Source organism: Brevibacillus sp. DP1.3A (assembly GCF_013284245.2).
Lineage (GTDB): Bacteria > Bacillota > Bacilli > Brevibacillales > Brevibacillaceae > Brevibacillus.
The window spans coordinates 2,241,308-2,267,868 of sequence record NZ_CP085876.1 but is presented as its reverse complement, the minus strand read 5'-3'; the positions used below and the strand labels follow the sequence as shown (position 1 = coordinate 2,267,868).

29 protein-coding genes are annotated in these 26,561 nt (G+C 48.1%); 6 read left to right on the top strand and 23 right to left on the bottom strand.

The annotated features are described in order from the left end of the window. Positions 1-17: 17 nt before the first annotated feature. Entirely contained in the window at positions 18-806 is a 789-nt protein-coding gene (locus HP399_RS10550) for a GDSL-type esterase/lipase family protein (RefSeq protein WP_173617056.1), read from the top strand. On the opposite strand, the gene HP399_RS10545 is transcribed toward HP399_RS10550, so the two are convergent. The 9 genes from HP399_RS10545 to HP399_RS10505 all read right to left on the bottom strand — a co-directional run bounded on the left by HP399_RS10545 (position 798) and on the right by HP399_RS10505 (position 9,662). Further along, entirely contained in the window at positions 798-2,033 is a 1,236-nt protein-coding gene (locus HP399_RS10545; protein WP_173617055.1) for an MDR family MFS transporter, read from the bottom strand. The two genes, HP399_RS10550 and HP399_RS10545, sit on opposite strands and share 9 nt — an antisense overlap. Positions 2,034-2,260: 227 nt before the next feature. Next, complete coding sequence (locus tag HP399_RS10540; RefSeq protein WP_173617054.1) at positions 2,261-3,109, bottom strand: YtnP family quorum-quenching lactonase; 849 nt, start codon at positions 3,107-3,109, stop codon at positions 2,261-2,263. Positions 3,110-3,183: 74 nt separating this feature from the next. Continuing rightward, a complete protein-coding gene (locus HP399_RS10535; protein WP_173617494.1) occupies positions 3,184-3,480 on the bottom strand; it encodes a hypothetical protein in 297 nt (98 codons plus the stop codon). Between the two features lie 165 nt (positions 3,481-3,645). Further along, positions 3,646-5,649, bottom strand: a complete 2,004-nt coding sequence (locus HP399_RS10530; protein ID WP_173617053.1) for an oxidoreductase — start codon at positions 5,647-5,649, stop codon at positions 3,646-3,648. Between the two features lie 149 nt (positions 5,650-5,798). Further along, the gene (locus HP399_RS10525) at positions 5,799-6,269 is read right to left on the bottom strand and encodes a hypothetical protein (protein ID WP_173617052.1); all 471 of its coding nucleotides are present in this window, start codon (positions 6,267-6,269) and stop codon (positions 5,799-5,801) included. Between the two features lie 75 nt (positions 6,270-6,344). Further along, on the bottom strand, positions 6,345-6,659 hold the full coding sequence (locus tag HP399_RS10520) for a hypothetical protein (RefSeq protein WP_007717017.1): 315 nt from the start codon (positions 6,657-6,659) through the stop codon (positions 6,345-6,347). 175 nt (positions 6,660-6,834) lie between these two features. Next, positions 6,835-8,283 carry an LCP family protein gene (locus tag HP399_RS10515; protein ID WP_173617051.1) on the bottom strand — a complete coding sequence of 483 codons (1,449 nt, stop codon included), beginning with the start codon at positions 8,281-8,283 and terminating at the stop codon, positions 6,835-6,837. A gap of 230 nt (positions 8,284-8,513) precedes the next feature. Continuing rightward, a complete protein-coding gene (locus HP399_RS10510; RefSeq protein ID WP_007717021.1) occupies positions 8,514-8,651 on the bottom strand; it encodes a hypothetical protein in 138 nt (45 codons plus the stop codon). Between the two features lie 57 nt (positions 8,652-8,708). Continuing rightward, positions 8,709-9,662, bottom strand: a complete 954-nt coding sequence (locus HP399_RS10505; RefSeq protein WP_173617050.1) for a carbohydrate kinase family protein — start codon at positions 9,660-9,662, stop codon at positions 8,709-8,711. 232 nt (positions 9,663-9,894) lie between these two features. On the opposite strand from HP399_RS10505, the gene HP399_RS10500 reads away from it, so the two are divergent. Then, complete coding sequence (locus tag HP399_RS10500; protein WP_173617049.1) at positions 9,895-11,112, top strand: MFS transporter; 1,218 nt, start codon at positions 9,895-9,897, stop codon at positions 11,110-11,112. A 73-nt stretch (positions 11,113-11,185) separates the two neighbouring features. On the opposite strand, the gene HP399_RS10495 is transcribed toward HP399_RS10500, so the two are convergent. From HP399_RS10495 to HP399_RS10465, 7 genes are all read right to left on the bottom strand, one after another. Continuing rightward, entirely contained in the window at positions 11,186-13,255 is a 2,070-nt protein-coding gene (locus HP399_RS10495) for a YecA family protein (protein WP_173617048.1), read from the bottom strand. An 81-nt stretch (positions 13,256-13,336) separates the two neighbouring features. Beyond that, positions 13,337-13,612 carry a hypothetical protein gene (locus HP399_RS10490; protein ID WP_007717030.1) on the bottom strand — a complete coding sequence of 92 codons (276 nt, stop codon included), beginning with the start codon at positions 13,610-13,612 and terminating at the stop codon, positions 13,337-13,339. Further along, the gene (locus HP399_RS10485; protein ID WP_173617047.1) at positions 13,609-14,604 is read right to left on the bottom strand and encodes a hypothetical protein; all 996 of its coding nucleotides are present in this window, start codon (positions 14,602-14,604) and stop codon (positions 13,609-13,611) included. Before HP399_RS10485 ends, HP399_RS10490 begins: the two co-directional genes overlap by 4 nt. Positions 14,605-14,770: 166 nt before the next feature. Next, entirely contained in the window at positions 14,771-16,333 is a 1,563-nt protein-coding gene (locus tag HP399_RS10480) for a YcdB/YcdC domain-containing protein (RefSeq protein ID WP_173617046.1), read from the bottom strand. A 122-nt stretch (positions 16,334-16,455) separates the two neighbouring features. Next, positions 16,456-17,403, bottom strand: a complete 948-nt coding sequence (locus HP399_RS10475) for a 3'-5' exoribonuclease YhaM family protein (RefSeq protein ID WP_173617045.1) — start codon at positions 17,401-17,403, stop codon at positions 16,456-16,458. 19 nt (positions 17,404-17,422) lie between these two features. Beyond that, positions 17,423-17,941: a YkvA family protein gene (locus tag HP399_RS10470; RefSeq protein ID WP_173617044.1), complete on the bottom strand. Its 519-nt coding sequence runs from the start codon at positions 17,939-17,941 to the stop codon at positions 17,423-17,425. Beyond that, entirely contained in the window at positions 17,934-18,563 is a 630-nt protein-coding gene (locus HP399_RS10465; protein ID WP_173617043.1) for a DedA family protein, read from the bottom strand. The genes HP399_RS10470 and HP399_RS10465 overlap by 8 nt, the downstream gene beginning before the upstream one ends. 212 nt (positions 18,564-18,775) lie before the next feature. Here HP399_RS10465 and HP399_RS10460 point away from each other — a divergent pair, with 212 nt between their 5' ends. After that, positions 18,776-19,261, top strand: coding sequence for a DUF2062 domain-containing protein (locus tag HP399_RS10460; RefSeq protein ID WP_173617042.1), 486 nt, complete (start codon positions 18,776-18,778; stop codon positions 19,259-19,261). Positions 19,262-19,325: 64 nt separating this feature from the next. Here the strand turns inward: HP399_RS10460 and HP399_RS10455 are convergent, their stop codons facing one another. The 3 genes from HP399_RS10455 to nadE all read right to left on the bottom strand — a co-directional run bounded on the left by HP399_RS10455 (position 19,326) and on the right by nadE (position 21,191). Next, positions 19,326-19,547 (bottom strand): hypothetical protein, encoded by a 222-nt coding sequence (locus tag HP399_RS10455; protein WP_173617041.1) that lies wholly within the window; start codon positions 19,545-19,547, stop codon positions 19,326-19,328. 64 nt (positions 19,548-19,611) lie between these two features. Further along, on the bottom strand, positions 19,612-20,436 hold the full coding sequence (locus HP399_RS10450; RefSeq protein ID WP_173617040.1) for an MBL fold metallo-hydrolase: 825 nt from the start codon (positions 20,434-20,436) through the stop codon (positions 19,612-19,614). Between the two features lie 2 nt (positions 20,437-20,438). Further along, positions 20,439-21,191, bottom strand: a complete 753-nt coding sequence (gene nadE / locus HP399_RS10445; protein ID WP_173617039.1) for an NAD(+) synthase — start codon at positions 21,189-21,191, stop codon at positions 20,439-20,441. Positions 21,192-21,323: 132 nt separating this feature from the next. Here nadE and map point away from each other — a divergent pair, with 132 nt between their 5' ends. From map to HP399_RS10430, 3 genes are all read left to right on the top strand, one after another. Beyond that, positions 21,324-22,070, top strand: coding sequence for a type I methionyl aminopeptidase (gene map / locus HP399_RS10440; protein WP_173617038.1), 747 nt, complete (start codon positions 21,324-21,326; stop codon positions 22,068-22,070). Positions 22,071-22,248: 178 nt separating this feature from the next. Then, the gene (locus HP399_RS10435; protein WP_173617037.1) at positions 22,249-23,274 is read left to right on the top strand and encodes an LLM class flavin-dependent oxidoreductase; all 1,026 of its coding nucleotides are present in this window, start codon (positions 22,249-22,251) and stop codon (positions 23,272-23,274) included. Between the two features lie 14 nt (positions 23,275-23,288). Continuing rightward, positions 23,289-23,885: a TetR/AcrR family transcriptional regulator gene (locus tag HP399_RS10430; protein WP_173617036.1), complete on the top strand. Its 597-nt coding sequence runs from the start codon at positions 23,289-23,291 to the stop codon at positions 23,883-23,885. A gap of 65 nt (positions 23,886-23,950) precedes the next feature. On the opposite strand, the gene HP399_RS10425 is transcribed toward HP399_RS10430, so the two are convergent. The 4 genes from HP399_RS10425 to HP399_RS10410 all read right to left on the bottom strand — a co-directional run bounded on the left by HP399_RS10425 (position 23,951) and on the right by HP399_RS10410 (position 26,545). Continuing rightward, positions 23,951-24,130, bottom strand: coding sequence for a hypothetical protein (locus HP399_RS10425; protein ID WP_007717080.1), 180 nt, complete (start codon positions 24,128-24,130; stop codon positions 23,951-23,953). A 150-nt stretch (positions 24,131-24,280) separates the two neighbouring features. Continuing rightward, positions 24,281-24,628: a PspC domain-containing protein gene (locus tag HP399_RS10420; RefSeq protein WP_017250375.1), complete on the bottom strand. Its 348-nt coding sequence runs from the start codon at positions 24,626-24,628 to the stop codon at positions 24,281-24,283. 116 nt (positions 24,629-24,744) lie between these two features. After that, complete coding sequence (locus tag HP399_RS10415; protein ID WP_007717087.1) at positions 24,745-25,365, bottom strand: flavin reductase family protein; 621 nt, start codon at positions 25,363-25,365, stop codon at positions 24,745-24,747. A gap of 19 nt (positions 25,366-25,384) precedes the next feature. Then, positions 25,385-26,545, bottom strand: a complete 1,161-nt coding sequence (locus HP399_RS10410) for a homogentisate 1,2-dioxygenase (protein WP_173617035.1) — start codon at positions 26,543-26,545, stop codon at positions 25,385-25,387. Positions 26,546-26,561: the final 16 nt, after the last annotated feature.

Genomic DNA, 26,561 nt, shown 5'->3' with positions numbered 1-26,561 from the left:
GAATAGGAGGATACCCGATGCGCACATCCGGCCAATTTCTTTGGCGCACGGCAGGTCTCTTGTCTTTACTCTCCTTTCTCTTATTTGCGACAGGGTTTGTCCTCGCGATGAATCCGCAGCAGTTGGCACCATCCACAGCAGCCCCACCTGTGCAAAAAGAGCAGCCACCCTCGCCTTTGCCAGAAAAGGGTGTCCATAAAGTAGTCGCACTAGGGGATTCCCTCACGCGCGGTGCCGGAGACGCAAACGGCCAAGGCTATGTCGGACTCGTTCGCCAAGCATTGGAGAAAAAATCGGGCCAGTCTATTACGTTCACAAACCTCGCAATTAATGGACAGGAATCATCTGAGCTGCTTAAACAAATGTCCCAGGAGCAAGTGAAGAAGCTGCTCGCTGAAGCCGATCTGATTCTTTTTACCATCGGCGGCAATGACTTGTTCAGGCAGACAGGCGGGCTGTATACCATTGAAAAAGAAAAAGTGACCACGGCTCTTAATAAGCTCGCGGTCAACTATGAAGAGATTCTCAAACAGATTCGCAGCGTCAACAAGACGGCGACGATCGTTTACACTTCCCTGTACAATCCTTTTGGCAACACCGAAGCTGCCGTCGACACCATTGGGCCCGTGCTCGACTGGAACAATCAGGCATCCCAAATCGCCTCACGGTACCCGCAAGTACTCGTGGTGCCGACCTACGACTTGTTCTTGCGTAAGGAACAAAACTACTTGTATACAGACCACTTCCACCCGAATGCTGATGGCTATAAACGGATGGCAGATCGTATCTTGCAAGCGTTAGAGTGATTCAGCCCTCACCTCATTCATGGACTTGCCACGGGTTGCCTCAAAGGCGCGAGCACCCGCCCATTGGAAGGCACTGCTCATCATCGAGGTAGCTGCTACCACCAGGAACAAGGTCGTACCTCCATAATGTGCCAACAGCAACCCGCCCATCCACGGACCGATGAACTGGCCGAGGTTGCTAAAGCTTTTCGCACCGTAATAGCTGCCCCGCATACTCTCTGGGGCCATTCGGTCGATCAGAACGTCCCCTGCCGTAAACGTAAGGATTTCACCTATTGTGAAAAATACCATCGCCACGATGAATATCAGCCACGAATTGGCAAAGGCATAACCCACGTCACCAACCGCATACATGGCGTTTCCCACCAAAATTGCGGTGAGAGGCGTCTTTTTTTCTGCCCAAGTCGTCAACGGAAGCTGCATCACAACGACGACAATCGCATTGACTGTCATCAGGATGGCAAACAGCTCTGTTCCATTCACGACCGTCATTTCTGCGAATTTGGCCAGCGTAGAAGACATCTGCGAGTAGCCAATCGCTCCTAAAACACCTGCGAGCATGTACAATCGAAACGCCTTGTCGTTCACGACTACGCTGAATGCACGGCTGAATGTAACGACTTCTTTCTTTTGGCCTTCAATTTGTTTAATGCCGAACCTCTTCAATAATCCTTGCAAGCTAATCACATAGATAAGATAAATCAGTGCAGTCATCAGAAATGGCAGGGCTACAGAGCTTTTCGCTAGCACTACCCCTGCGATAGGCCCAATCGCTACCCCCACGTTAATTGCCATGTAACGAATACCGAACACACGAAGCCGCTTCTCTTGCGGCGTTACATCTGCCATCAGTGCCTGTGAAACGGGTTCGTAGAAGGATCGACAGAGTCCCCCTGCTATATTGAGCAAAAGCAGAATCCACGGGTCTTTACTAAGCGCAAACCCGACGAACACGAACGTCCACACATACAACGCACCAAGCATGACTCGCCTGCGCCCGATCCTGTCTGACCATGTTCCCGCAATAAAGCCTCCGATAGTACCTGCGAGCGGCCCTGCTCCAATAGTCAATCCGATCATTGCCAAGCTCATATCTGTTTGATTGGACAAGTATAAAAACAAAAACGGCATGCTCATCGAGCTGGCGGCCCGGACGAACACGGTCCCGACGACTAATGACCAGACGATCGGGTGAAACTCCTGTAAACGCATCTTGATCCAGCTCATTGTCTCTCTCCTCACCACTGTTATGCTTTCTCACCGCTGCCAGAACAGATGCTCTGTGATGTTCCCATTGTAGAGAGGCAATGGTCGTTCGTCAATGAGCATTCAAAATTTTTTGATTATGAAACATTTCTATGAGAGTAATCAAAATTTCGATAGGGTTGGACACAGTAACCCTAGACAACGCAAAAGACCGCCAGAAATCGCTGACGGTCTTAGCCTATCCCTTTTTACAAAACAACTTCTATACGATCAACCATTTCTCCCTGCTCGTTCCATTTCACCGCACGGTAAACGCTATCGTGGTAAAACGTGAACCAAGCTCCTTGCTTGATCCCGTTGTTGATCCATTCTTCTTTGGCATAGATGGATGTCATCGGATAGTCATCATAAGCCATCACCCATAATGGATTTTGATGAGCGTGTGTAGGCATGATGTCCGCTAGATGCAAAAGCAGCTGCCCCTCTGTCTCCATCCGGACGATAGCATGTCCCTGGCTGTGACCGCCTGTATGATGAAGCGTGATTCCTGGCACAACTTCGTGCGTAGCTCCATACGTCTTCACCTGATTCTCAATCGGGCGCCAGTTTTCTTCCCAATATGTATTCTTCGAGCGAATATTCGGCTCTCTCATCTCCGCCCATTCCTGCTCCTGCACGTAGATGACAGCTTGTGAAAACGTAGAGACAAGTTGTCCATCACGAAGAGAGACAAGTCCGTTGGCATGATCGTAGTGCATATGCGTCATGATGACGATATCAATATCGGCAGGAGTCAACCCTTTTGCAGCGAGGGAGTCCACCACTTGAGACTCTTCTTCCAAGCCAAAATTGCGCTTCTGTTTTTCCGTTAGCCGATCATTTCCCATACCCGATTCAATCAAAATATGCTTGCCATGAGCTTTTACCAGGATCGGGTCAGCACGCAAAGGGATTTGATTGAGATCATTCGATGGGTATCTTTTGCTCCAGAGTGGCTTGGGCACTACACCAAACATTGCGCCTCCATCCAGCTTCGTGAGTCCACCTCTCAGCCAAGACAATTGAAACTGACCTATCTGCCATTCGTTCCCTACCATGATCCTGTCGCCTCCTCGATTGCTCGGAATGATGTTTGAAGTTCGAAAGCGAAAAGCACCCCGTTCAGGGTGCCTTACAGCTTTTCTGATACATTTACAGTTCTAGTCGCCGGGGCGATTTCTAACAGGAGATCACTCGATACAGCCTGCACAGTGACATCTGAATCACTTCGTCTATGATGAAGCACGAGTTGCGCTACCTTTTCATTTTCTCGGTAAACGCTGATTAATGTCTGTAATGGATTGGCACTCCCGCCTGCGATCATCTTAAACCCCGGGGCTATCGTAAACGTCCATCCCTCCACCTCTACTAGCGGTGCTAACGAGTACAGGAAGTAACGTTTCCCTAAGAGAATGCCATTATGGTTCATCAAGGCGAGAGCCCCCAATCAAATGAATTTGAACAGTATAACTTCATTTTGCAAGAATTAGCGGAGGTTGAAAAGCGATTCGACAAAACTTCTAAAAAGACGACATACTTTTCTTAATCATATCCGATTACCCTTGTTTTCGAAATAGAAAATCTCTTCAACGCCTTAAATCGCTCTTCCTACGGTCGCACCCTCCAAAATGGCTCGCTTGGCATCGAGCTCTCCCGCTTCTTTCGCCCCGCCTATGAGGTGCACAGGCAGCCGATCCAGCAATGCGTGGTATAGCGAATTGTTGGAGGTCGCTCCAGCCGCTACAATGACCGTATCAGCAGGTATCATACGTTCCTCTCCGTTTTGAATGAAATACACCCCTTCTTCTGCAATCCGGCTGTACTCAATTTGTGTCAGCATCTCTACGCCACGTCGCTTCAGGTTGGCGAGAACTGCCCAGCGCGTCGTTTTACCCAAGCCCGATCCGACATGCTTCCCACGCCGCAGCATGCTGATTTTTCGTTTTCGCTGTTGCAGTTGCTGTACAGCTCTTCCATCCAGAATCCGATACTCCTGCAAGTATTCCGCTGCCTTCGGTGAGATCGTTTCGTCGTGCATCAGCAAATGGGACAAATCACATGCGATTCCTCCCGCACCGACGATGACTACTTGTCTACCGACCTTGGCGCGCTTCTCAAATACCGCATCATATCCCTTCACATGTCCGAGCTCCACACCTGGAATCTCTGGACGCCGAGGGATGACTCCCGTTGCTACCACAACTTCTGCAAAGCCTTCTTCGATTAGGGCATCTGCCTCTGCCAGTGTTCCCAGCCTAATTTCGACACCAAGACGTGCAAGTTCTGTCCGATAATAGCGAAGCGTTTCATTAAATTCCTCTTTACCTGGCACCTGTCTGGCGTAGTTTAATTGTCCACCGATCTGTTTTTTGGCCTCCATGATGACCACCTGATGCCCTCGCTCTGCCAGCACACGAGCTGCCTCCAAGCCGGCTGGCCCCGCACCGATTACAGCCACCTTCTTACGGTTATCCGCCGAAACCAACCGCCACTCTGCTTCCCTGCCCACAAGAGGATTGACCAGACAGGAGGCTACCTTCCCATCAAAAATATGGTCGAGACAGGCTTGATTGCAAGCAATACATGTATTTACTTCATCAAAGCGTCCTTCTTTACTTTTTTGAACGATGTAAGGGTCCGCTAAAAATGGACGAGCCATTGAAACCATATCACTGCATTCTTCATACAAAATTTTTTCTGCCTGGCGCATGTCGTTAATTCGATTGCTGGCGATAACTGGGATGTTCACGACCTGCTTGACTTGGTGCGCCACCCATACATATGCTCCACGCGGCACCATCATGCCAATCGTCGGTACTTGTGATTCATGCCAGCCAATTCCGATATTAAGAGCATCAGCTCCTGCCTCTTCCAGCATTTTGGCAAATTGCAATGTCTCTTCCATCGTCGTACTATCTGGCATCAAGTCCAATCCCGACATCCGGTAGATGATCGGATAATCCGGTCCCACTGCTTGGCGGACACGGTTAGCCACCTCAATACCAAAACGAGCTCTACGTAAAAAGTCCCCACCCCACTCATCTTCTCGCTTATTGGTCACAGGGGACAAAAATTGATTGATCAAGTATCCTTCCGAACCCATAATTTCTACGGCATCAAAGCCAGCTTTTTTAGCACGGACGGCGCCATCAGCAAAGCATTGGATCGTTGCTTCGATCTCCTCTGCGGTTAACTCTCTCGGCTTCCAACGGTTAATCGGCGCCTGCAATGGCGATGGCGCTACCGGGTCTAATCCTGTTGCTTCCTTGTACGCATAACGGCCAGCATGGAACAGCTGCAGCGCAATTCTCCCATTGGCTTGATGAACCTCTTTCGTGATTAGTAGCAATTTCTCGATATCCTCGTCATGGTATACATTGCAATACTCGTCGCCCATGCCGCCTTCTGGATGTACAGCAGCCCCTCCTGTCACGATCAGACCTGCCTCTCCATTTGCACGCTCTGCGTAAAAGGTAGCAAGCCGCGCTACACCATTCTGAAGCTTTTCAAATCCAACGTGCATGGACCCCATCATAATCCGATTTGGTAACATCATCGAACCAATTTGAATCGGTTCCCACACTTTTGAAAGTTCCACGTTAAACACCCTCCTAACGAGTGAATGCTCATTCATTTTTCATTACCTATACGATTCTCTCTCTTCTCCTCATATTCCTCCTTCTTCATCTTTTATGCAAAAAGCTCAGGACATTACTCCTGAGCTTTCCTTATGTACAACCTATGTTTTTATTTGCCGAGTTTGACAAGCATCCCCAAATCTGCGGAAAATCTCGCGATGGTTTCTGTAAATGCGATTTCCTCAGCTTCTGTTTGCGGCATCTGCACGACAAAGTGATAATCCAGCACGACATTCGCTTCTGCCTGCTTGCCAGGCTCCACAAAGCGACGCTTTTCTGTCAGCGAGCACTCCGCTACCAAGCTTTTTGCTTGCGTCCATAATTGTTGGATCTCCTCATCTTGCAAGCTATAAGGATAGTCAATTTCCACCTCAATTTCACAGCTGTCCTCTTCCGCAAGCGAAAACAGATGGATGGTAGCCGTTGGTTGCTTCTCATCCTCCGCCTCGGAAAACGTGATCAGAACCTCTTGCCCTTCCGATTCTTCCAACAACGAATGATCGGAGCGCAAGACGATATTCGAAATCATTCCATGCGTATGTAACTGTTGATTTAGTTTTTCCACCATAAATTGTAGCACGTACTTCTTTCCTCCTGTTTCACGATATCCTCTCGTAGCAGTATAGCACGAGTTCTACAGATGCGAAAAACCCCTTCATGAGGAAGGGGTCGGTGTATTGTTCATATTTTTTTGATTCATGAATTCTGACAGCCACGCACGACGTACTTCTTTGTTAGGACAGTAACCTAAAATGTAGCTTTCTCCGCGCATATATTTTTCCTTAATCCACTCTTTATGCTTGCGGAAAAAGGCATGCTGGAAATCAATCGGCATCTGCTGATATTCTTCCAAAGCTGAAGGGTTCTGGAGGAAAAAATCTTCATCGTACACAAACTCTTCGTTTTGTTGGCGGCTGATCAGGTACACAAAAGCAATCACCAGGAACAGGTTCACCAAGAAAATCGTCATAGAAATCCCTCCAGTCAGTAATAATTATCTGATTAATCTGTCTTATCAGCATATTATTATTGTACCACGAAATTGGTGTTTTCTAAACCTTTTCCATAAACGAATTTTTAAAAATTTTTAACGAATCGACAAATAAAAACACCCGCTCGTGATGAACGGGTGTTTTTCGTACTCGTTAGGAGTTCGTGTTCGAACCTCCTGTAGGAGGACCTGCATCCTGACTCGACGGTGGGATAATATCCGGCGGCGGAGTAGAGTTGTTTCCGTTATTACCTGTCGGTACATTCGTTGCATCAGTCGCAGGCGTCTGTGCTCCCTGACCTTGATCTGTCGACTGGCCTTGCCCTTCTTGGTTTACGACATCAGGTGGCGGCATTGTGCCTTCATTTGCCGTACCGTCTTGATTGTCTGGTGAATTCGTCGGCTCTTGTTCTTTCGGAGCCTCCGTTTTTTGTTTCGCTGGTGTTGACGCAGCTGATTCTGTCGTTTTCTTCTTGACGCTCTTCTTGTTGCTTGTCGCTACCGCTTCACCGGAACCGAGTATCGGCGAATTATTGAGCGACGCTACGACGCTCTCACTCAATCCCATCTCTGATTGCAAGGAATCGCGAACCGTCTCAAGCTTTTCTTTTTCGAGATACGTGTATCCTCCCTGCCAATATGCCCCATTATCCAATGCACTGACCGTAGAGGAATTAAATCCTTTGAAATCGTAGGCCAAGCCTTTGATCTGATCCTTGGAAAGATCGGTATGTATATTCTTGGCACCTACGTCCATGACGTTAAATATCTTCGTCAAGCCTTCAAGAGAAGCCGTTTTGTCCACGACAGCCTTGATGACCTCTTGTTGGCGACGGTTACGGTCGAAGTCACTGGAGTAGTACTTCGTTCCACGGTTGTCATGACGATGTCGTACATAACCAAGTGCTTGCTCACCGTTCAATTTTTGAAGTCCTGGCTGGAGATTGATGTGTGTATCGTCAGTTGGATCATCGTATACCAGTCTGCGATCTACATTGACTTCCACACCACCTAATTCGTCAATGACCGCTTTGAAACCATCGAAATCAATGGCTACAAAATGCTCAATCGGAATTCCCAGTATTTCATTCAAAGTTTTCTTCGTTAAGGAAATACCATCTTCAGTAACTGTCTGGTTGTTGCGCTCTGCTTGTCTGCGTTCTGCTTCGCCATTGGCATAGACAGAATTGATCTTATGGTAGTCGCGATAGCCTGGGATCTTGACGCGTGTGTCCCGCGGAATCGATACCAGGGTAACTTTCTTCGTCTTCGGGTTGGCAACTGCCACGATCATTACGTCTGTATTCATGGAACCTGTTTCCGGACGGGAATCAGAACCAAGCAATACGAACGACATTGGCTTATCCGAGTGGTAAACAGGATCGACATTTTGGGATACTGGCGAAGTAAATCCGCTGTTTGCAGGGCTCGTTACTTCCGTCAGAGTGTCCTCAATTTTCCAATAAATTGCTCCAGCCACACCGCCAACCAGCAGCAAGGTGATCAATGTGAAGGATACAACGAGTTTACGTATTTTTCGACTACGGCTCGGCTGTTTCTTTCGAGAAGCTGAAGCGCGTGTTTTCACAACAGTATCTGGCATATGAATCAGTCTCCTTGTTCGCGCACGCTTTTTGACAAAGTAAAGGGAGGCACGATTTTGAATTGTGCCACTCGACAATATGCACCACTTTTTTCTTCAGTTGGCAATACTCTGATTCAGGTATTGTACCATATCGTTGTCTGCATTTGTAGAAAAATGTTCCTTTAAACGAAAAGTCCCCCATCTTTTTGTCGATAAGGGGGACTTTAGTTTCACATATAATTTTCGGCTTATTGCAAGCCGCGTGGTGCCTGACTAAACCCTTGTACAGGACCTTCAGGACGCTTGTTTTTGGAGCGGTGTGAATCTCCGCCCTGCCGAACATGGCTCTCTTGTTTTCCGTTTACATCATTCGATTTCTTTTCCATGACATACACTCCTCCTCTGTACCAACTAACGGGTAGTGTACGTCAAGCTATGTATTTTCATTCTCTGTCGAGGATCTGTCTTTCTTTTGCGGCATAGTAATCTTTTCGTGCCAAAAGGGCATCGATATCGTATCGGCCATTTCCCTTTGTTCTCATCTCGGCCAAAGCAACGCCGAAAGCAGCTTGTTCTGTAAGGGATAACGCTTTGTTTTGCGCATAAATGATACCCGCGGCAAACGCATCTCCTGCGGACTCTCGAATCGGCATAGTCGGTGCAGCAAGCCATTTTTCCTCCTGTGCGGTGCACAACCACAGCCCTGCTTCCCCACAAATGACCATGACCTGATGGATTCCTTCTGTCACCAATTTTTTCGCGCATATTTCCACATCATTATAGGAATGAAGCGATTGGCCACCTAACACTTCCAGTTCATCAATGCTCGCGACAAGTATATGAACACCTTCAAGTAACCCTTTCCACTTTTCTGCTTTTTTCACAGAAACAGGGTCTACGATGATCTTTTTGTCGAGTCTTCTTGCTTCCGCCAAAAATGCCCGCATAACCTCGACGGGAAGATTGGCATCCAGAAACAAGCCTGCGGCCTGAATCAAGCGTTTGAGACCTTGCTGGACAATCTCCGCTGGCCATTCTTCATTTAGTTCCATATCTGCAACAGCCGTGTACAATTCACCATCACGATCACGAATAGCCAAGTAGCGCCCAGTCGATTTCCCTGTGATTCGCAACATGCCATGGGTAGCCACTCCACTATTTGCTGTGACCTGTCTTAACCACTCGCCGTCTGCATCTTCTCCCACCAGAGCAAACAGTTGCACTTCTTCTCCTAGCCATCCGAGATTTTCCGCCACGTTTCGAGCTACGCCGCCTGCTGCTTGATGCACTTCACCCGGATTACTTGTTCCAGGTAACAGTCTGGCAGAAGTGACTCCCTGCACGTCAACATTGGCTCCTCCCACGCATAACCAGTATTCTGTTATACCTTCCAGCATTCCAGCATTCCCCCTAGCCTTCTGCTCATGGTCTAGTCGATTGTGCTCCTCTCTTTTTTTTCGACAGCTTCTCCCCATTTACCTACCTTTTTAAAAACTTCCTGACAGATCAAATTCTTTATTTACGACCATTATATTCCCGCCATTCATGGATGACGTCCTGTAGAATCCGTGCTACATTGAAAAAAAACTAAAAAGTAAGTTACGAAAGAAAGGTTGGGGATGAACTGACATGAGTGCCTCATCGACACCCATTCACTCTACACCCGCAGGGACTGCGGCACCGACTGTCTATCGCATGCTCTTTGCCATTAGCATTGCGCATCTGTTAAACGATAGCTTGCAAGCGGTCATCCCTGCATTGCTTCCTATTGTAGAGAAGAATCTGGCATTAACGTTTACACAAGTCGGAATGATTTTACTCGTCATGAATCTTACCTCATCTGTTTTGCAACCATTCGTCGGTTACTTCGCCGATCGCAAATCGATTCCTTTATTGCCACCACTGGCTTTGATCGTATCGGGATTGGGGATGCTGGCACTCGCTTTCTCCGGCAGTTATTATTTCGTTCTCGTAGCAGTCGCCTGTGTTGGAATTGGTTCAGCCATCTTCCACCCAGAAGCCTCACGCTTCGCCCACTTGGCATCCGGTCCTCGCCGAGGGCTTGGACAATCCATTTTTCAAGTTGGTGGAAATGCTGGGCAAGCACTCGCTCCCTTGATGACTATTCTGGTCTTTGCGAACTTGGGACAGACTGGGGCTGCCTGGTTTCTGTTGCCCGCGCTAGTAGCTAGCGGCATCTTGCTCTATGTTGCTCTCTGGTATCGTGGACAACAGCGTTTGAAAAAGGCTACTGCCGCACCAGTCACGTATACGAACCGGAACAAGCGGCTGATTGCCCTCGGCCTCCTGATTGTCATCGTCAGTGTGCGTTCCTGGATGAATGCTGGCTACCAAAGCTTTTACCAGTTTTATTTGATGTATGTGAAAGATATGGATTACGCCAATGCACAGCTCGTCATTTTTGGTTTTCTTTTCGCAGGAGCGATTGGGACATTTTTTGGCGGACCGCTGTCTGACCGATTCGGAAAAAGGAACTTGCTCATCATTTCCACACTCGGTTCACTTCCACTGACATTGCTGACGCCTTACGTCTCCGGCTTTTGGGCCTTTCCATTGCTGGTAATCAGCGGCTTTATCATGCTTTCCAGCTTCTCGGTCACAGTCGTATACGCGCAGGAGCTATTGCCTGGCAAAATCGGTACTGTATCCGGGCTGATTATCGGGCTTGCCTTTGGAATGGGAGGCATGGGCGCTCTCGTATTCGGCTATCTCGCCGATCTCTACAGTCTGAACTTTGTCATTCTGTTATGTTCGTTCCTCCCGTTGATCGGATTTATGGGCTTTTTCCTGCCGAAAGACAAGACACTCCGCGAATGGGCTCACTAATCTATACCAAAGAAAAGGCAAAACAAAAAACCCGAGGACACGAATCCTCGGGTTTTTATTTATGCTAGGGAATCTAGACCAATACTCCTGTTGGTGCGCCCAGCACTTGGGCAATGACTGGCGGATACACTTCAGGCGTACCATACAGTCTCCAAGTACCGTCCTCACCTTGACCGAACAAGCCATGGATCATCCAATCTGCTGCCAGCGTAGCACCCAATTCAGCGCCAACAGACAGCTTGATTGTCTCGCCATTCGCACGTTTTGCCGTACAACCAGATGAAGTGATCTCTTGCACGAGTATGGATTCTTCCGTGATATCTTTGATCGCCATCGGGTTGCTGTAAAGATTTTGAGTCGCTTCTTTTTCCAGCACACCACGCAAGCGATAGGATTCCGGCAATGTTTCCTTCAACTCTGCGAACAATGGCTGCATAACAGGATAAAGCGCGTATGGTCCTTGCTTATCCAGCCACTTGAAGAACGCCGTCAAAACAGACATCAGATTGGTTGCCAACGTTTTGGTCGTTGCATCCGTGCGCGTGAAAATGTCGTGTACGAGGAAGTATACCAGGTCCTCTCTACGCAACTGCTCCCATGTGAAAGATGGGCCAAACGCTCCTCTGACGAATGAACGGAAGTTGTTCATAACCTCATCGTACTTTTTGACGGTTGCTTCCGACTTGCCCTCGGTCATCTCATGCACGAAGCGATTGATGTCCGCAAGTCTGTCAGGATGTACGGTGTACACACTCTCCGGCAACCCCTCGATCAGTGGACGGCGCAGCAGGTTAAGCACATGCAGGCTGTCATTTGACAACGAGAGGCGAGGACGAAGCATGTCCATTCGGATAAAGCGAGCCAAGCCTTGTCCGATTTTATGATCCTGTTCCATTTGCTCCATCAGCTTGTGAAGTTTTTCATGCAGCTCCTTGTTTTCTGTAGCCGCAACCAAGAGTGGAGCCAAATCATCGAGCTGTTCATGGGAGGTAACCAGCCATTTTTCAGCAAAATAAGTTTGGACTGCCCACTGCAACACTTTTGGTGGCAAAGTAGGCTGACTCGTGATAAACAGAGTTCCTTTGGACAAACGAGAGCCCGTTGAAGTAAGAACGCGAATCTCCTCTTCGTTCTCAAATGCAAGCAGCAGCAAAAGCTCTGCAACTTCGTCCAACTGCGGTGCATACCCTTCTAGAATCAGGCTGTCATCCTGCAAAATCACTTCTGCCTGTACTTCGTATAGCTCCAGCAAGGCATCCTTTAAATTCGGGAACAAATGCTCTTCCTTGCGTGTCGCATATACCCATGTCTCACGAGCACCATCCCGTTTTTTCAGCTCAAATGCAGGGTTCGACTCGATTACTTTCAGCAGCTGTTTACGATCTGGCATACCATAGGTACGACGCAGAAGCGATTCTTGCTTCGGTGCTTCCGACTCGCTTGCCGCTTCACCAAATTGAACGATGAAGTGATACAGCTCTGTCGTATAGCTTCTCTTGCTCGTATCTGCCTTCGCAGCTTCTACTTCTGGATGCTGGTGTAACCACTCGAGCAGGCTTTCCTTGACATGTGGCTGCAAGATGATGCTGCCAGAGAAGAGCATATCACGCAGACCTAGATTCAGCAGGCGCCCTACGATCAATTGTCCAGGGACAACATTCAACGTATTGGCACGAAGCAGATAGTGTTTTTCTTCCGAAATCGGTTGTTGAACCGTGATGACATCACGATCCACTTCCACGATTTCATAAACATTCAGGTGCAATCCAGCAAACGCACGGCGAAGATCAGGCTCCATCCGACGTCCATGCTGTTTGATATAGTTCTCAAGCAGCGTGCTTCCACCTGTTTTGACGTCCAATACACACCAGTTGAAGAAATGGGCTGCCCATTCAGGACGTGCGACGCTCTCTTGGGTCAAGCCTACTTCTTCTGCAAAACGACTCCGCGCTTCTTGAATCGTCTCACTGGTTACATTTGCGCCGACAAAATGGTTCAGTCTTTCGACCCAGCCAGCGTATTCTTTTTGCAGCTTTTGCTCGTGGCGGCTACGCAGCTCCGTAATGGGAGTGACAACCCCACAGCATTTTTTGTATTTTTTTCCGCTCCCACAAGGGCACAGTTCGTTTCTTCCTACCGACATAGAGGGTTTGGATCTCCTTTCCATCCCACGCGGCATGCGCGGGGAATCATGCACAATCCCCCTATTTTACCGCATTATTCGTCATGTGTTCAAGTGTTCTCGCTTTGGTTCATGTGCGATACCCACATCCGTGTTGTTGCTTTCCCATTGGACAATAAATTGTTCCAGTCGATTCATCAACCTGACGATGCGCTGCTTCTCGCCCATGCATGCTGAAATAGCAGAGAGTTGGTTCGTGGCAAAAAGCTCCACCACTTCCTTCTCCATTTCTTGAAGGCGAATCCGATAGCCCGCGATAACCTCGCGCAGGATGGCAAATCTCTGCTCTAACCGGATCGTAGCCTCAAGTTTACTCATTGTTGTTCACTAGTAGCTAGCACCTGTTGAATGCCAAGTACGATCTGCTCATGCTTATGTTTCTCTTTCATCAGCACTTCTATAGCTTGCATATTGCTTTGTTGAAAATGAGCAACAACTTCTTGGGACATTTCTAGGTTTCTTGTCTCCAAGCGGTCGATAGCTTCTTGCATCAGTTTTTGTACTTCCTCGAGAACTTGCTGGTTGGTAATGGTAGACATAGTAGCTTCCTCCTTGGTAAATAATTGTTCTTGTTGTTCTTCCACCTGGTGTAAGGGATTCGCTGGTTCTTCCGATGCAATTTCTTCTGAGACGGACTCGCTGTTTCCTATCGATACAGAAGGGGCAGCAATAGCAACCTCGAGGGCCGCCTGCTCTTCCTTGGAATCTTCGCTACGAGCAATGATGTACATGGTATCACCGTCAATGCGGAAGCGGTCATCTTGCGCAGGGAGAAAAGCAGCATCTGCAGCAATCCCTACTTCCTGCTCCAGAAAATGAACTAATGTGCGAGCAGCTACCTGCGTAATGCCATTGTCGCGGCAAAACGCATACACTTGGTCATTGCCCAAAGTCCACTCTGCCAAAAACCATCTGCTGTCGCCTTGATATTGCACAAAGCGAGGATCGCGTTCCAATTGCAGCATACGAAGAATCTGATTCCAGCCAAACTGCGTTTGACGACGCAGCTCTGCGACAATTTGCTCAAGCTTTTTTGGTGTTTGGCTGTCTCGCAAATAGCGATGAGCCAAGTCGTACACTTGATGCGGCTGGTGAGTGACCTCTACGATCGCCTCTGAGCTTCCAACTCGCACTGGAGACTGCTCCATGTTCAACACTTTATCCAGTATTGTCTCGCAGTCCAGATCCAAAAAAGCATTCAGCTCATTCGCTTCCATCCGGGAGCAGATCTCCGTACGTGGAAGGGAGCGCTCACCGGGCCGGAATACCTTTTTTACAATACTTGGTAGGGTATAAGTTGGCCGTTTCATTGCACTTTCTCCTTCTCGTGATCGGCATTGTTTGCCAAATCAAATGGGAATCAAGAAGATATTCTACAAAAAGAAAAAAAATCCTACCTGCCTTGAAGTGTTTATGAATTCCGATAATGATGAAAAGGAAAACCCGACATGGCTTCTACACCATATCGGGTATTGGTTATTGGGTAGCTTTCCATTCCAGCCAGCTTTCTTCCACTGCACCCGTTGCAGCATCGATCTGCAAAGACTTGGCATCAGCCGTCGGTAAATAGGCCAGCTGCGGCAGTTTCGCTGCATGTGTACCGACCTTCGGATACCAGTATGCCAAGCGCAGATTTGCTTCTTTGACATACGCATCCTTTGCTTTCTCATCCTTGACAATACCGTCTTTACTGATGGTAGCAGGCATGGACGGCAGTTCATTCACTTGAGCAAGGACTACATTGCCCTTTTTTGCGTCCACTTCCACGTAAAACAGTGGTCTCTTGGATGGGATACCGTCAATCTCAGGATGAAACGCAAAGCTACTGATCGGCCGCACCAGATTTTGATCCGCCCAACCTGGCAGATTTTCCACAAGACTCGTCTCCTTTACGGAGAAAGATTGTTCTTTGGACAATAAGTATTTCTCCACAAATTGTATTGCGATGTCTTTTGCCTCATCATGTGTGAGCGGCTTCTCAAGCTCCTTTTCTACGGGACCGTCCAGCTTGAATTCAATTGGTGATTTGGTTTTACGGTCGAGGGTAATCCACGCACTTTGATACGAGCTCGCATTCCATTCATGGCGATCGATGTCACTGTTTTTATACTTTTTGTCTTCTTTTACATTTTTGTATGTGCGTTGATTCAGCTTCAGACCAAAATCCTTCTCGAGCATCTGCTCCATTTTTTTCGCATCTCGCCAGACACCCATGTCGGCTGTTCCTTTGATTTTCATCGTCTCACTCGTTGTTTTATACACAGACGGAACTTCTTCACCAGACAGAGCATCTATCGTTGGCAATTGGTCAGGCACGTAAATGAGCTTGCCTGCTGACTCATCATAGACCAATTCCAAGGATACCTTGTCTTGCCACTCCTTCATTGCCTTTTCAAGCGGTACTGCCTTGCTTGGGTCCGCTACCTCTGCTGTCGTAGGTAGCTTTACCTTTTCTTGCTGAAAACGGACAACCTGACCCTTTGCGTCAACCATGACCCGTGCCATCTCTTTGTCCACCCATGTATTGTTCAACTGTGGGTAGATGCTGACAACTGCCAGATGATCTAGCTCTGACACACGATCGAAAGAGAGCATCGCTTGCGTGGAAATAACATGGTCAACCGCTATGTAATTTCGAATAAAATCGACAGCCTTTTGATAGGCTTCCTTTTTATTGATTTTGGTTGTTTTGTCCCGATTCACATCATGCAGGACAAAACTGGTCATATCTCCATCTGGATTTGTGGATATATTGAGCGTCGTATTTGTGGTAATGACACTCTTTCGATCCGAAAGATTAATGACGTACCCCGAGTTGCTTGTCCCTCCATATGAGTCCACATGAAGGTCCTTCATGAGAGGCACATAGTCATCTTTCAACTCGGTTAACAAATGGACGATGTCTTCTGGCAACTCAATGGGTTCCAGACTCGATTTGCCATCATACGCATAGGAAGACAACGGATGCAGAAGTGCCACTGGTGTCGTGACCATGCTGACTGCCAATACAAACATGGCAGCTCTGTTTCGCTTTTTCACACAAATACCTCCTATTTACAAGCATTACTGTTAAGACGAGCTTCCTGCAAAAACGTTTCTGATTTATCTAAAAAAAGCCAACTGCTTCGTTTTGCTTAGCAGTTGGCTTTTTATTGCATGAATTAATACCCGCGCCAGACTTTTCTTCTAAGCACGCCAGCGTACGCCCATTCCTCTTCTTCCGTCATGTCCGCTAATGTTTGGCTCAAAGCGTTCATTTTGCTGTCGATCTGGTCCAGGTAATGGAACATGACAGCTGTAGGCGTTTTTCCAGATACAGCACTGCCCCAGCCGTTCTCTACCTCTCCATGATGACTCAAAATGCAATGCTTCAAGTGCAGAACCTCCGCGTCCCCTAAAGAAATATCTAGCTTGCGGCAAATGCCGCTTACCATCTCGACTCCCATGACCAGATGACCAATCAACTGACCTGGCGTGGTGTAATCCGGGGCGATGGGATCAGATAGCTCGTACAGTTTTCCAATATCGTGCAAGATACAAGTCGCAATCACTACATCCCTGTCTACTTGTGGATACAGTGGCAAGAGGCTCTGTGCCGCCGTCAACAGAGAGACAATATGCTCGAGCAAACCATGATAATAGTTGTGGTGCATGCGAACACCAGCCGGATAATGGCGAAGGCGATCCTGAATCTCCTCTGTTGCCAGCGCTTCTTGAATAATGGCCTTGAGCGTGGCACTCTGCAGGCTGTCGACTGCATGGGTAAGCTTTGTCCACAGTTCATCTACTGGAACTGGTGAGATCGGAATGAGCGACTCCATCTGAACTTCGTCGGATGCGGCAGCCGGTCTGATCCGTTGAATCACCAGTTGCTTTTTCCCACGATACACTTGGACGGCAGCGTCGATCTTCACGACAGCCTTGACGTTGATCCATTCCTTCATTTCTGCATTGACATCCCATAGCTTTGCCGTGATCGTTCCGGAGCGATCTCCCAGCTCCAGATTCAAGTATTCACTCTGGTTACTCGCTACGCCAGCTTCCTTGCTTTTAATCAGGCAAAAAGCGACAACACGCTCTCCCTCTTGATAATCCAATAAATATTTCATCTATTTGTCCCATCCTAGCTTATTTTTTTCGGAACAGGGTTTCTTCCAGCTTTTTCACTATTTTCTTGCCGACTAAATCATCCGCTGATCGAACCACCTTCGTAATGACAGCCAAAAGGTCTTCTTCGCCATTCCAATGCTCACGTACAATCGATTCATCGATATCCACCAAAATCTTGCGTAAAGCATAAACAGCCAAAATAACGTCGTCCAGAAGTCCGAATCCGCCGACTAATACCTCCGGAATAAAATCAATCGGGGTAATGAAGTAGGCAACCGCTACACCCGCTAACGCTTTTGATTGAACACCTACGCGCTTGTCCAGCATAAGGCGGGCCAAGAGTACAAACAAATCTGGTGCAAGCAATATAAAGTTGGCTACAGAATCATTGACTCCCTTGTCTCTAATGAACGTTTCGATTTTTTCACGCAATTTATCATAAAATCGCTGATGTTTTTCTGGTAATACTACAGGAACCAGTTCAGTTGGCTTCTGAACCACAGGCAGTAGATTTTCGTTGCGGTTTTCTTCACTCATTCTGATCCCTCCGTAATTGCTTTTTTACATTCTTCTTGTGTCTGAAATACGACCAGGTTGCGATCAATGCGAGCAACGCGATAAAGAAAATCGCGAGGTTACGAGCAATCAAATCAAACAGCTCATCCCAGCGTTCTCCTAATTGCCAGCCAAGCGTCACAAAAAGCAAGCTCCAAAATAGCCCACCCAAATAGGTATAGAGCATGAAAGTCGGAAAAGGCAATCGCGTAATCCCGGCAAAATAGGCCGTAAACTGACGAACACCAGGGATGAAATAGCCTAGCGGAAGCGCCCATTTACCGACGCGATTAAACCACTCTTCCGTTTTTTTGTAAACCGTATAGCCCATCCCCAGTCGTTTCCCATATCGTTCGAGAAAAGCATAGCCCAACGTTCTTCCGATCCAGTATGCCACCGTCATCGCTGTAACGGAACCGAGAAAGCAAACGAAAAAAGTAGGCCAAAAATCCAATTTTCCCGTTGAGACAAGGAATCCAGAAAAAACGAGCAGCGTTTCTTCAGGCAAGGGCATCCCCAAAATTCCTAGAAAGAACAATCCAAACAAGGCGCCATACCCATATTGCGCAATATAGTCACCGAAGGTTCCCATTACATCTTCCACGAATGTCACCACTTTTCCAGCAAGCTGCCCTCTTCCATTATGCCAAAAGAAAGGCGCATTCTCAAATCAGAGCTCGTATGGCAACTATTAATTTTTGCCAACTTGGAGATACTCTACAACATCAACCGAAAATCGAATCCAGCCTCACCATTCGCCTTACCCTTAAGGGATATTACAGACAAATGACTTCGGACAAACGAGGGATAGCACGGATGTGGAAAAAAACATATCGAAAGCTAAAATTCGAATACTACAAGGTGCTGAGAATGAAAGGGGCTCCAGCTTTTGTCGCCCGCGGATTTTCGCTCGGAATCTTCATCGAGTTCATTACCCTGCCTACTTTTGGCCTCGCGTTTCTGTTGCTTTTCCCGCTAAGCAAGCTGTTTCGCGCCAGTTTGCCCGCTGGTTTGGTTGCGTTTGTCATCGGAAAGCTCATCTTACCGCTTTTCATCCTTTTCAATTACAATATTGGATACGTGTTGATCGGCAAACCGTTACAAGGGCATTTGATCCACCACGAGTCTGGGATGCAATGGCTTGTCTGGGTGAAAGAAAAAGGACTTGTCTATTTTACCGGGAGTGCCATCATGGGGCTGATAGTCGCTTTTGTGAGCTACTTTCTCGTTTTAACTGGTCTTCAATTGTATCGTCGCAAGAAATTACGGCGCTCATTACCTGAAGAAAGCCCTACCCCTTAATCGTTCAAACGAAAAAGACCGGTCCGACAATCGAATGTCAGTCCGGTCTTTTTTGCTCGCAATGTTATGCAAAGTAGCCTTTATCCTGCAGGTGCTCCATGATTTCGGCAACAGTTTTCTCTTCGTTCAAGAGCTCCACGGTTACTTTCACTTGCTCTGGGGACAAACCGTTCGCTCCGAGGCTTTCCTCGATCAACACGTCGTTAGGGCGACGGAAGTACGTTTGCAACGTACGCTTCACACGTCCTTCCAGACTTGTTCTCAGCATCAATTCAGTCGTAGACATCTGTTCCACCTCTTTCCTAGAAAGATTTGCGTAACCCCTATTATCTTATAAAACCGTGGAATAATCAACCTTTCTGCGAAATAGCTTCCTTGCATAGTTGATCCCGGTTTTGGTCATGGGAGGAAAGGAGATGTTCATCGATCGATACCCCATCATACGTCAGTTGGGAAAACTGCTCTTTAAGTACGTCTTCCTCTACGTTATTGGCGATACCCTCGAAAATAACCGCACGTGTATCCAACAAGTACTGGCGATCCCGTTCAATCCGATGCAGGATTTCCTCTCGTCCTTTTGCAGGTACTCCGTGTCCAGGAATGACTTCTTCCACATCTCCTTGAAGGACCAACCGCTCGATTTTTTCCAGACTCTCCAAATAGGCACTGCTATCATCGATAAACGGGAACTCCAAATTGGATAGCATGTCACCGACAACAAGCAGCTTCTGCTCCCGGAACAAGGTCGCCATCTGGTCGTGCGTGTGTCCTGGCACAGGCAGGAAAAAGACTTCCTGCCACTCTTGTGCTTCCTCCACAAATTTCGTGAATTTCGGCATTCCTACTTCATACGATCTGACCACGTAATACGACCCGTCAAACCGTTTCGCCTTGTTCATCTTCTTCTCGATCCGTCCATCGGTCAGGATTCCCTTTTGTGCAATGACTGTGGCATCCGGAAATTTGCCAACTCCGACAACATGATCCCAATCTCCGTGAGTCAGGACAAGAACGAGCTCTCTTCCATTCCTCACACTCTGCACATAGTCAGCAATCGCCTCTATCTCATGGGGAAAATAGGCCGGATCAAACAAGTAGAGACGTTGCTCGGTTGATACGACTGCACTGGTCGTTTGCCACAAACAACTTGTAAACAGCTTGTAGGATTGTGCCATAACTATATGCCTGGCATGATATTGCGCTTATGCTCAGAGATTCGATGCAGGTAATCAATGCGTTCTTTGGCTTCCGGACGAGTTTCCCCTGTAATCAGCAAACGATCCAGATCCTCATAGGTGAAGCCCATCTCCTGTTCATCTGTCTGCCCTTCCCACAAATCAGCTGAAGGCGGCTTCGTAATGATCTCAGCAGGCACCCCGAGCTCAGCAGCGAGAATTCGCATCTCATGCTTCGTCAGGCTTGCTACTGGATTAAAGTCAGCAAGACCGTCTCCGCCTTTTGTCATATAGCCAACATGAATCTCGCTGCGGTTGCACGTATCCGCTACCAAGTATCCTTTTTGGTTAGCGATGGCGTACAACACTGTCATCCGCAAACGAGCCTTTGTATTTCCCTTTGTTTTGTCATCAAGCCCAAGTACACCTTCGATAGCAGGAACCAAAGCGTCGTAGGCAGGCCCTACATCTACCGTGTGCAAATTCAATCCAATCGCTTCAGCAAGTTGCTTGGAATCCGTTTCATGAACGGTTTGCGAGTAAGCAGGCAACCAAACGCCAATGACGCGTTCAGAGCCTAAAGCACGAACACACAGCGCTGCCGTAACGGCACTGTCAATCCCACCAGAAATACCGACGACTGCACCGCCGAGGCCATTTCCGTCAATTTGCTCACGAATAAAGGCAATACGTTTTTCCACGTCTTCTTTTACATGAATCTGGTAGTTCGCCAGATGTTCTTGAAACTTGTCCACGCTACCTACCCCCAGGGTTGATTATTTCTCCCTCATCCTACCATGCCGTTTTCGGTGTGGCAATTGGCGCAGAACGGGACTACACTATATACTATAGAGAGTTTTTGACTAACGAGGAGAAGGAGAGAGTCGATGATTATCCTCAAGACACCTGAAGAAATTGAACTCATGCATGCAGCAGGCAAAATTTTGGCCGCTTGTCATCGTGAGATTGCCAAGATGATTCGCCCAGGCATTTCTACCTGGGAGATTGATCAATTCGCAGAAGAATTTTTGGCTGAAAATGGCGCGACCCCTGAGCAAAAAGGGTTTCATGGATATCCCTATGCCACATGCGGTTCAGTAAATGATGTCATCTGCCACGGCTTCCCGAAAAAAGAGCCTCTGCGTGATGGCGATATCGTTACAATCGACATGGTTGTTCGCAAAAACGGTTGGCTGGCTGACTCCGCTTGGTCTTATGAAGTGGGAACAGTGTCCCCGGAAGCGAAAAGACTGCTGGAAGTCACTGAAAAATCGCTGTATCTCGGTATTGAGCAAGCTGTCGTAGGCAATCGAATTGGTGACATTTCCCACGCCATCCAAACGTATGCGCAAGAACAAGGCTACTCCGTCGTGCGCGATTTTACCGGACATGGTATCGGTCAGGAAATGCATGAGGAGCCGTTCGTTCCTCACTTTGGCCCTCCTGGCAGAGGACAACGCCTCAAAGAAGGCATGGTCATTACCATTGAGCCCATGCTGAACATCGGGACGTACCACGCGATGGTCGATGAAGATGGTTGGACAGCACGTACTCGCGATGGGAAGCTGTCGGCTCAATACGAGCATACCCTCGCTATTACCGCGAATGGACCTGTTATCTTAACAAAACAATAAGGATGTACGAAGAGCCCTTGCATTGTCAGGGCTTTTTCTTTTTCTCCCAATGTGCTCAGTCGCACATCCAAGCGTTGACATCCCTTCTTCTGCTCCGTATGATGCAAGTACGTTTTGTTACTACCCAGTAACAAACTTATCCGATCAGCAACCGTTAAGCACAAGGAGGGTCCATCCCATGTCCGATACAATCTCATCTAAGCAGCTTCGAGATATCCCATTGTCCGTTCTTGATTTAGCACCTATTACGGAGGGTAGCAACGCTGCTGAATCGTACAAAAACAGTCTCAATCTGGCACAACAAGTGGAAAAATGGGGATTTACACGTTATTGGCTCGCCGAACACCACGCAATGCCCAGCGTAGCCAGCTCTGCCACCTCCGTTCTCATCGGTTACATTGCCGGAGGCACAAGTAAAATCCGTGTAGGCTCAGGCGGCATTATGCTGCCCAACCATGCTCCACTCGTGATCGCCGAGCAATTCGGGACACTGGAGTCTCTCTATCCAGGTCGGATCGACTTAGGTCTTGGACGCGCACCCGGGGCGGATCAACGAACGGCACGTGCGCTACGCCGCGATTTGCGGATTGGTGGAGACGATTTCCCGGAGTTATTGGAGGAGCTGCGTGAATATCTTCGTCCGCGAACAAGCGAGTCGGCATCAGCCATCCGTGCTATCCCTGGCGAAGGTCTGAACATCCCGATCTGGCTGCTCGGTTCCAGCGATTTCTCAGCGCGACTGGCGGGCATGCTCGGTTTGCCGTTTGCTTTTGCTGGGCATTTTTCGCCGAACTTCACCTTGCCTGCATTGCAGACGTATCGCCATTGTTTCCGTCCATCGGAAGTGCTGGATCAGCCATATGCCATGGTTGGCGTCAATGTAATGGCTGCCGATACCGATGAGCTCGCGAATCGACTGGCCACCTCCCATTACCAGGCATTTTTAAATCTCGTCCGCGGCGATCTCAAGCCAATCCAACCACCTGTGGACAATATGGATGAGCTATGGAGCGAATTCGAAAAACTGTCTGTCCAAGCACAGCTGCGGTCTTCCATCATCGGCAGCCCTGTTACCGTGAAAAGAAAACTGCAAGAGTTGGTCGATGCTACAGGCGCAGATGAGCTCATGATTACGACGCAAATGTACCACCATGCCGATCGTGTGCGCTCTTTTGAAATTGTCGCCGACGTCTGGAAGTCCTAAATGGGGGATGATATATGACGGAAGCAAAACGGCCTCGCGTGCCTCGAGAAAAAGCACAAGAGATCATATTGAACGCTGCTGAAGAATTGTTTTATCAAGAAGGGGTCCATGCCGTCAGTGTAGACGCCATCGTCGAGCGTGCCGGAATGAATAAAATGAGCGTCTACCGGCAGTTTTCCTCGAAAACGGACCTGATTCTCGCCTACATGACCCGTAAGCAAGACGTATTTTGGCAAGAGTGGGAAGAGAGCATCGCCAAACATCCCAACCGGCCACGAGAGCAGCTCATTCAGTTTTTTGCTGATTTGGCTGAGCGAGCGTCCAACGAGCAATTTCGCGGCTGTTGCTTTATCAATGTAGCTGTCGAGTTTCCTGATCCGGTTCATCCTGTTCGCGAGTTGGTTTGCTCGCATCAGAAACGAATCCGCGATGCTTTTTTGGACCGCACGACTGCCCTTGGCGCTGCGCATCCATGCGAGTTGGCCTATACGCTTATTTTGTTGATGGAAGGTACTTACGCGGATAGCCAGACATACGGAACCGATAGTGCAGCGATCCGCATGGTTCCTGCCATCGTAGAAAAAGTTTTGGACCAAGCGCTTCACAATTAAAAAAGTGGCTCCCTGCCTTCTTCGGGCAGTTGCCACTTCCTCTTTTTGTCGCTCATACTGCTGTTTTAGCGCTGAGCACTGGTTGCATACTTGTCTTGTTTCGTCGTCATCGCTTCTAATTCTTTGACGTCTTGTTCCAAGTCAAGGATGTCTTCTTCAATCAGTTTTTTCAGATGTTGCTTTTCCCGCAAGATTTTGCGAGTTTGCTCCAAACGCTGATTCAAATCGAACACGCCGAGATACACTGCTTTTCCCTCCCTATGTAGGTTTTCCACCTTACATGATATGCAGCGATCTCCAGAAGTTGCTGACCAATTTTTTTTGTAGGGTCAAAATAGGTAAAAGTGAAAAGAGACTTCCCATGAGCGTAAAGCCCTGGAAGTCTCTTATTTACTTTAGAGTCCTTTGTATTTGCCCAATTCTTCACGCAGGCGATACACTTCCTGTACCAAAGCACGCTTCTCCAAACGGTCAATCTCCTGATCCAAATCGTTCATACGTGCATGTCCACTATATGGTGCATCATGCATCGGGAATCCGTCAGAAGCGTATGACCACTGCGGTTCCTTTGGCATGATCATCGCCATCAGCAGGTAAAGCAAAATCGGTACTCCTGTAAAAACAGTGAGAACGACAACTCCTACACGTACCAGCGTAGAGTCAATGCGCAGAAATTGCGCAATCCCACCACAAACTCCAAATAACCGTTTATCATGAGAACGGTATAGTCGTCTTTCCATCATTGCATTCCACCCTCTCTACAGTATCCGCTTGCCTTGTATCTACAGGATACCCGATAGGCGATTCCGGTAAAATGGTCCGTAGAGGGATTTGTCCTCCGTCGCTGGACGGAGATCAATCATTTAGCAGGCGGCTCATAAACAGGGCGGGGACGATCAAACTGTTCGCCGAGAGTCGCATACGTATGACCCGCTAATCTACTAACGGGTGCAAACGCTGCTGCATCAATCCTTCCTGCATGATACAGCTCATCCGCTACATGTACATGCACCACTTCCCCGATAATCAAATCCGAAGTCGTCGGACTACCTAATTCCACAATCTGATGCAGCTTGCACTCAAAATGGATGCGGGATGCACGCAGTCTCGGCACCTTGACGAGAACAGATGGGGCGACTTCCAGCCCCAATGCCTCTACTTCACTGATCTCTGGCGGATAATCAGCAGAAGTCTGATTGACCGCATCCACATTGTGTACGTCCACCATATTGACCACGAATTCTCCCGTTTGCATGATGTTTCGTGCCGTATCTTTTGGGACACTACCCGGCTTGCGCATGACGGCAACCGACACCATCATCGGTTCAATGCTGGCGACATTAAAATAGCTGAAAGGAGCGGCATTGACGATCGTCCCCTCCCCTAACGAGGTGACCCAAGCGATCGGCCTCGGGACGATACATCCGATCAAGAGCTTGTATTTTTCCTGCCGTTCAATCTCGTGAATAGCGATTTCCATTGCGTTTTTACACCTCTTCCTATTCCTGCGGTGGCAACCAGCTTGACATGTATGCCTCATCCTCAATTTCCAACGCTTGCTTTGTAACGTGAAGCGGGTTGAATGTGTCCAGCATCACAGCCAGCTCTTGTGTTTCTTTTTTCCCAATGCTCGCCTCTACCTTGCCTGGATGCGGCCCGTGAGGAATCCCCATTGGATGCAGAGTGATCGAACCCTCATAAATACCTTTTCTGCTCATAAAATTGCCATCAACGTAGTATAACACCTCGTCACTTTCTACATTACTGTGGTAGTAAGGCGCAGGGATTGCTTGCGGATGATAGTCGTACATCCGCGGAACGAACGAGCAGATGACAAAGTTTTGACCGGCAAAGGTTTGATGGACAGGTGGCGGTTGATGAATGCGTCCAGTAATCGGTTCAAAATCATGAACACTCAGTGCATACGGATACAAATAACCGTCCCAGCCAACGACATCGAACGGATGGAAGTCAAAGAAGTAGCTGTAGACCACAGATTGGCGTTTGACGCGCACCTCGAAGTCTCCGCTTTCCACATGTGTCACCAATTTTTCAGGCAAACGAATATCACGTTCACAAAACGGCGAATGTTCCAACAATTGACCGTGCTCGTTGCGATAACGCTTTGGTGGCACGATCTCATTCTGTGACTCGATGACGAGGAAACGACTCTGCACAGAAGGTACAATCCGATAGGTCGTGCCGATCGGAATGACGAGGTAGTCGCCGGGCTTGTAAGTGAGTGTACCGAAAATCGTTTGCAATTCTCCCTCACCTTGATGGACAAAGACGACTTCATCCCCATCCGCGTTGCGATAAAAGTAATCCATAGGCTCTGTCGGTGCGCATACTGCCATGACGACATCGTTATTCCCCAGCATGTAGCGACGTCCGAAAATCGGGTCCCCACCCGGCTGAACATCAAACGTTTTAAAATGCTGATGCTTCAAATCAATCTGCTCCACATATTCCAAGCGAACATCTGCGTATTTGCGCGTCTCCCTCACTTGGGTAGGCGGATTGTGATGATAGAGGATTGATTGAATTCCGGAAAACCCTTTGGTTCCCATCACTTGCTCGCGGTACAGTCCCCCATCCGGCTTGTAAAACGTCGTATGCCGCTTTTGTGGAACTTCCCCCATTCGTTGATAAAAAGCCATCCGTTCCTTCCTCCTT

What these genes read in the sequence shown, in the direction of transcription:
- HP399_RS10550 (WP_173617056.1), top strand. Translation starts at nt 18, where the DNA reads ATGCGCACATCCGGCCAATTTCTTTGGCGCACGGCAGGTCTCTTGTCT.
- HP399_RS10545 (WP_173617055.1), bottom strand. Translation starts at nt 2,033, where the DNA reads ATGAGCTGGATCAAGATGCGTTTACAGGAGTTTCACCCGATCGTCTGG.
- HP399_RS10540 (WP_173617054.1), bottom strand. Translation starts at nt 3,109, where the DNA reads ATGGTAGGGAACGAATGGCAGATAGGTCAGTTTCAATTGTCTTGGCTG.
- HP399_RS10535 (WP_173617494.1), bottom strand. Translation starts at nt 3,480, where the DNA reads ATGAACCATAATGGCATTCTCTTAGGGAAACGTTACTTCCTGTACTCG.
- HP399_RS10520 (WP_007717017.1), bottom strand. Translation starts at nt 6,659, where the DNA reads ATGACGATTTTCTTGGTGAACCTGTTCCTGGTGATTGCTTTTGTGTAC.
- HP399_RS10515 (WP_173617051.1), bottom strand. Translation starts at nt 8,283, where the DNA reads ATGCCAGATACTGTTGTGAAAACACGCGCTTCAGCTTCTCGAAAGAAA.
- HP399_RS10510 (WP_007717021.1), bottom strand. Translation starts at nt 8,651, where the DNA reads ATGGAAAAGAAATCGAATGATGTAAACGGAAAACAAGAGAGCCATGTT.
- HP399_RS10505 (WP_173617050.1), bottom strand. Translation starts at nt 9,662, where the DNA reads ATGCTGGAAGGTATAACAGAATACTGGTTATGCGTGGGAGGAGCCAAT.
- HP399_RS10500 (WP_173617049.1), top strand. Translation starts at nt 9,895, where the DNA reads ATGAGTGCCTCATCGACACCCATTCACTCTACACCCGCAGGGACTGCG.
- HP399_RS10495 (WP_173617048.1), bottom strand. Translation starts at nt 13,255, where the DNA reads ATGTCGGTAGGAAGAAACGAACTGTGCCCTTGTGGGAGCGGAAAAAAA.
- HP399_RS10490 (WP_007717030.1), bottom strand. Translation starts at nt 13,612, where the DNA reads ATGAGTAAACTTGAGGCTACGATCCGGTTAGAGCAGAGATTTGCCATC.
- HP399_RS10485 (WP_173617047.1), bottom strand. Translation starts at nt 14,604, where the DNA reads ATGAAACGGCCAACTTATACCCTACCAAGTATTGTAAAAAAGGTATTC.
- HP399_RS10475 (WP_173617045.1), bottom strand. Translation starts at nt 17,403, where the DNA reads ATGAAATATTTATTGGATTATCAAGAGGGAGAGCGTGTTGTCGCTTTT.
- HP399_RS10470 (WP_173617044.1), bottom strand. Translation starts at nt 17,941, where the DNA reads ATGAGTGAAGAAAACCGCAACGAAAATCTACTGCCTGTGGTTCAGAAG.
- HP399_RS10460 (WP_173617042.1), top strand. Translation starts at nt 18,776, where the DNA reads ATGTGGAAAAAAACATATCGAAAGCTAAAATTCGAATACTACAAGGTG.
- HP399_RS10455 (WP_173617041.1), bottom strand. Translation starts at nt 19,547, where the DNA reads ATGTCTACGACTGAATTGATGCTGAGAACAAGTCTGGAAGGACGTGTG.
- HP399_RS10450 (WP_173617040.1), bottom strand. Translation starts at nt 20,436, where the DNA reads ATGGCACAATCCTACAAGCTGTTTACAAGTTGTTTGTGGCAAACGACC.
- map (WP_173617038.1), top strand. Translation starts at nt 21,324, where the DNA reads ATGATTATCCTCAAGACACCTGAAGAAATTGAACTCATGCATGCAGCA.
- HP399_RS10435 (WP_173617037.1), top strand. Translation starts at nt 22,249, where the DNA reads ATGTCCGATACAATCTCATCTAAGCAGCTTCGAGATATCCCATTGTCC.
- HP399_RS10430 (WP_173617036.1), top strand. Translation starts at nt 23,289, where the DNA reads ATGACGGAAGCAAAACGGCCTCGCGTGCCTCGAGAAAAAGCACAAGAG.
- HP399_RS10420 (WP_017250375.1), bottom strand. Translation starts at nt 24,628, where the DNA reads ATGATGGAAAGACGACTATACCGTTCTCATGATAAACGGTTATTTGGA.
- HP399_RS10415 (WP_007717087.1), bottom strand. Translation starts at nt 25,365, where the DNA reads ATGGAAATCGCTATTCACGAGATTGAACGGCAGGAAAAATACAAGCTC.
- HP399_RS10410 (WP_173617035.1), bottom strand. Translation starts at nt 26,545, where the DNA reads ATGGCTTTTTATCAACGAATGGGGGAAGTTCCACAAAAGCGGCATACG.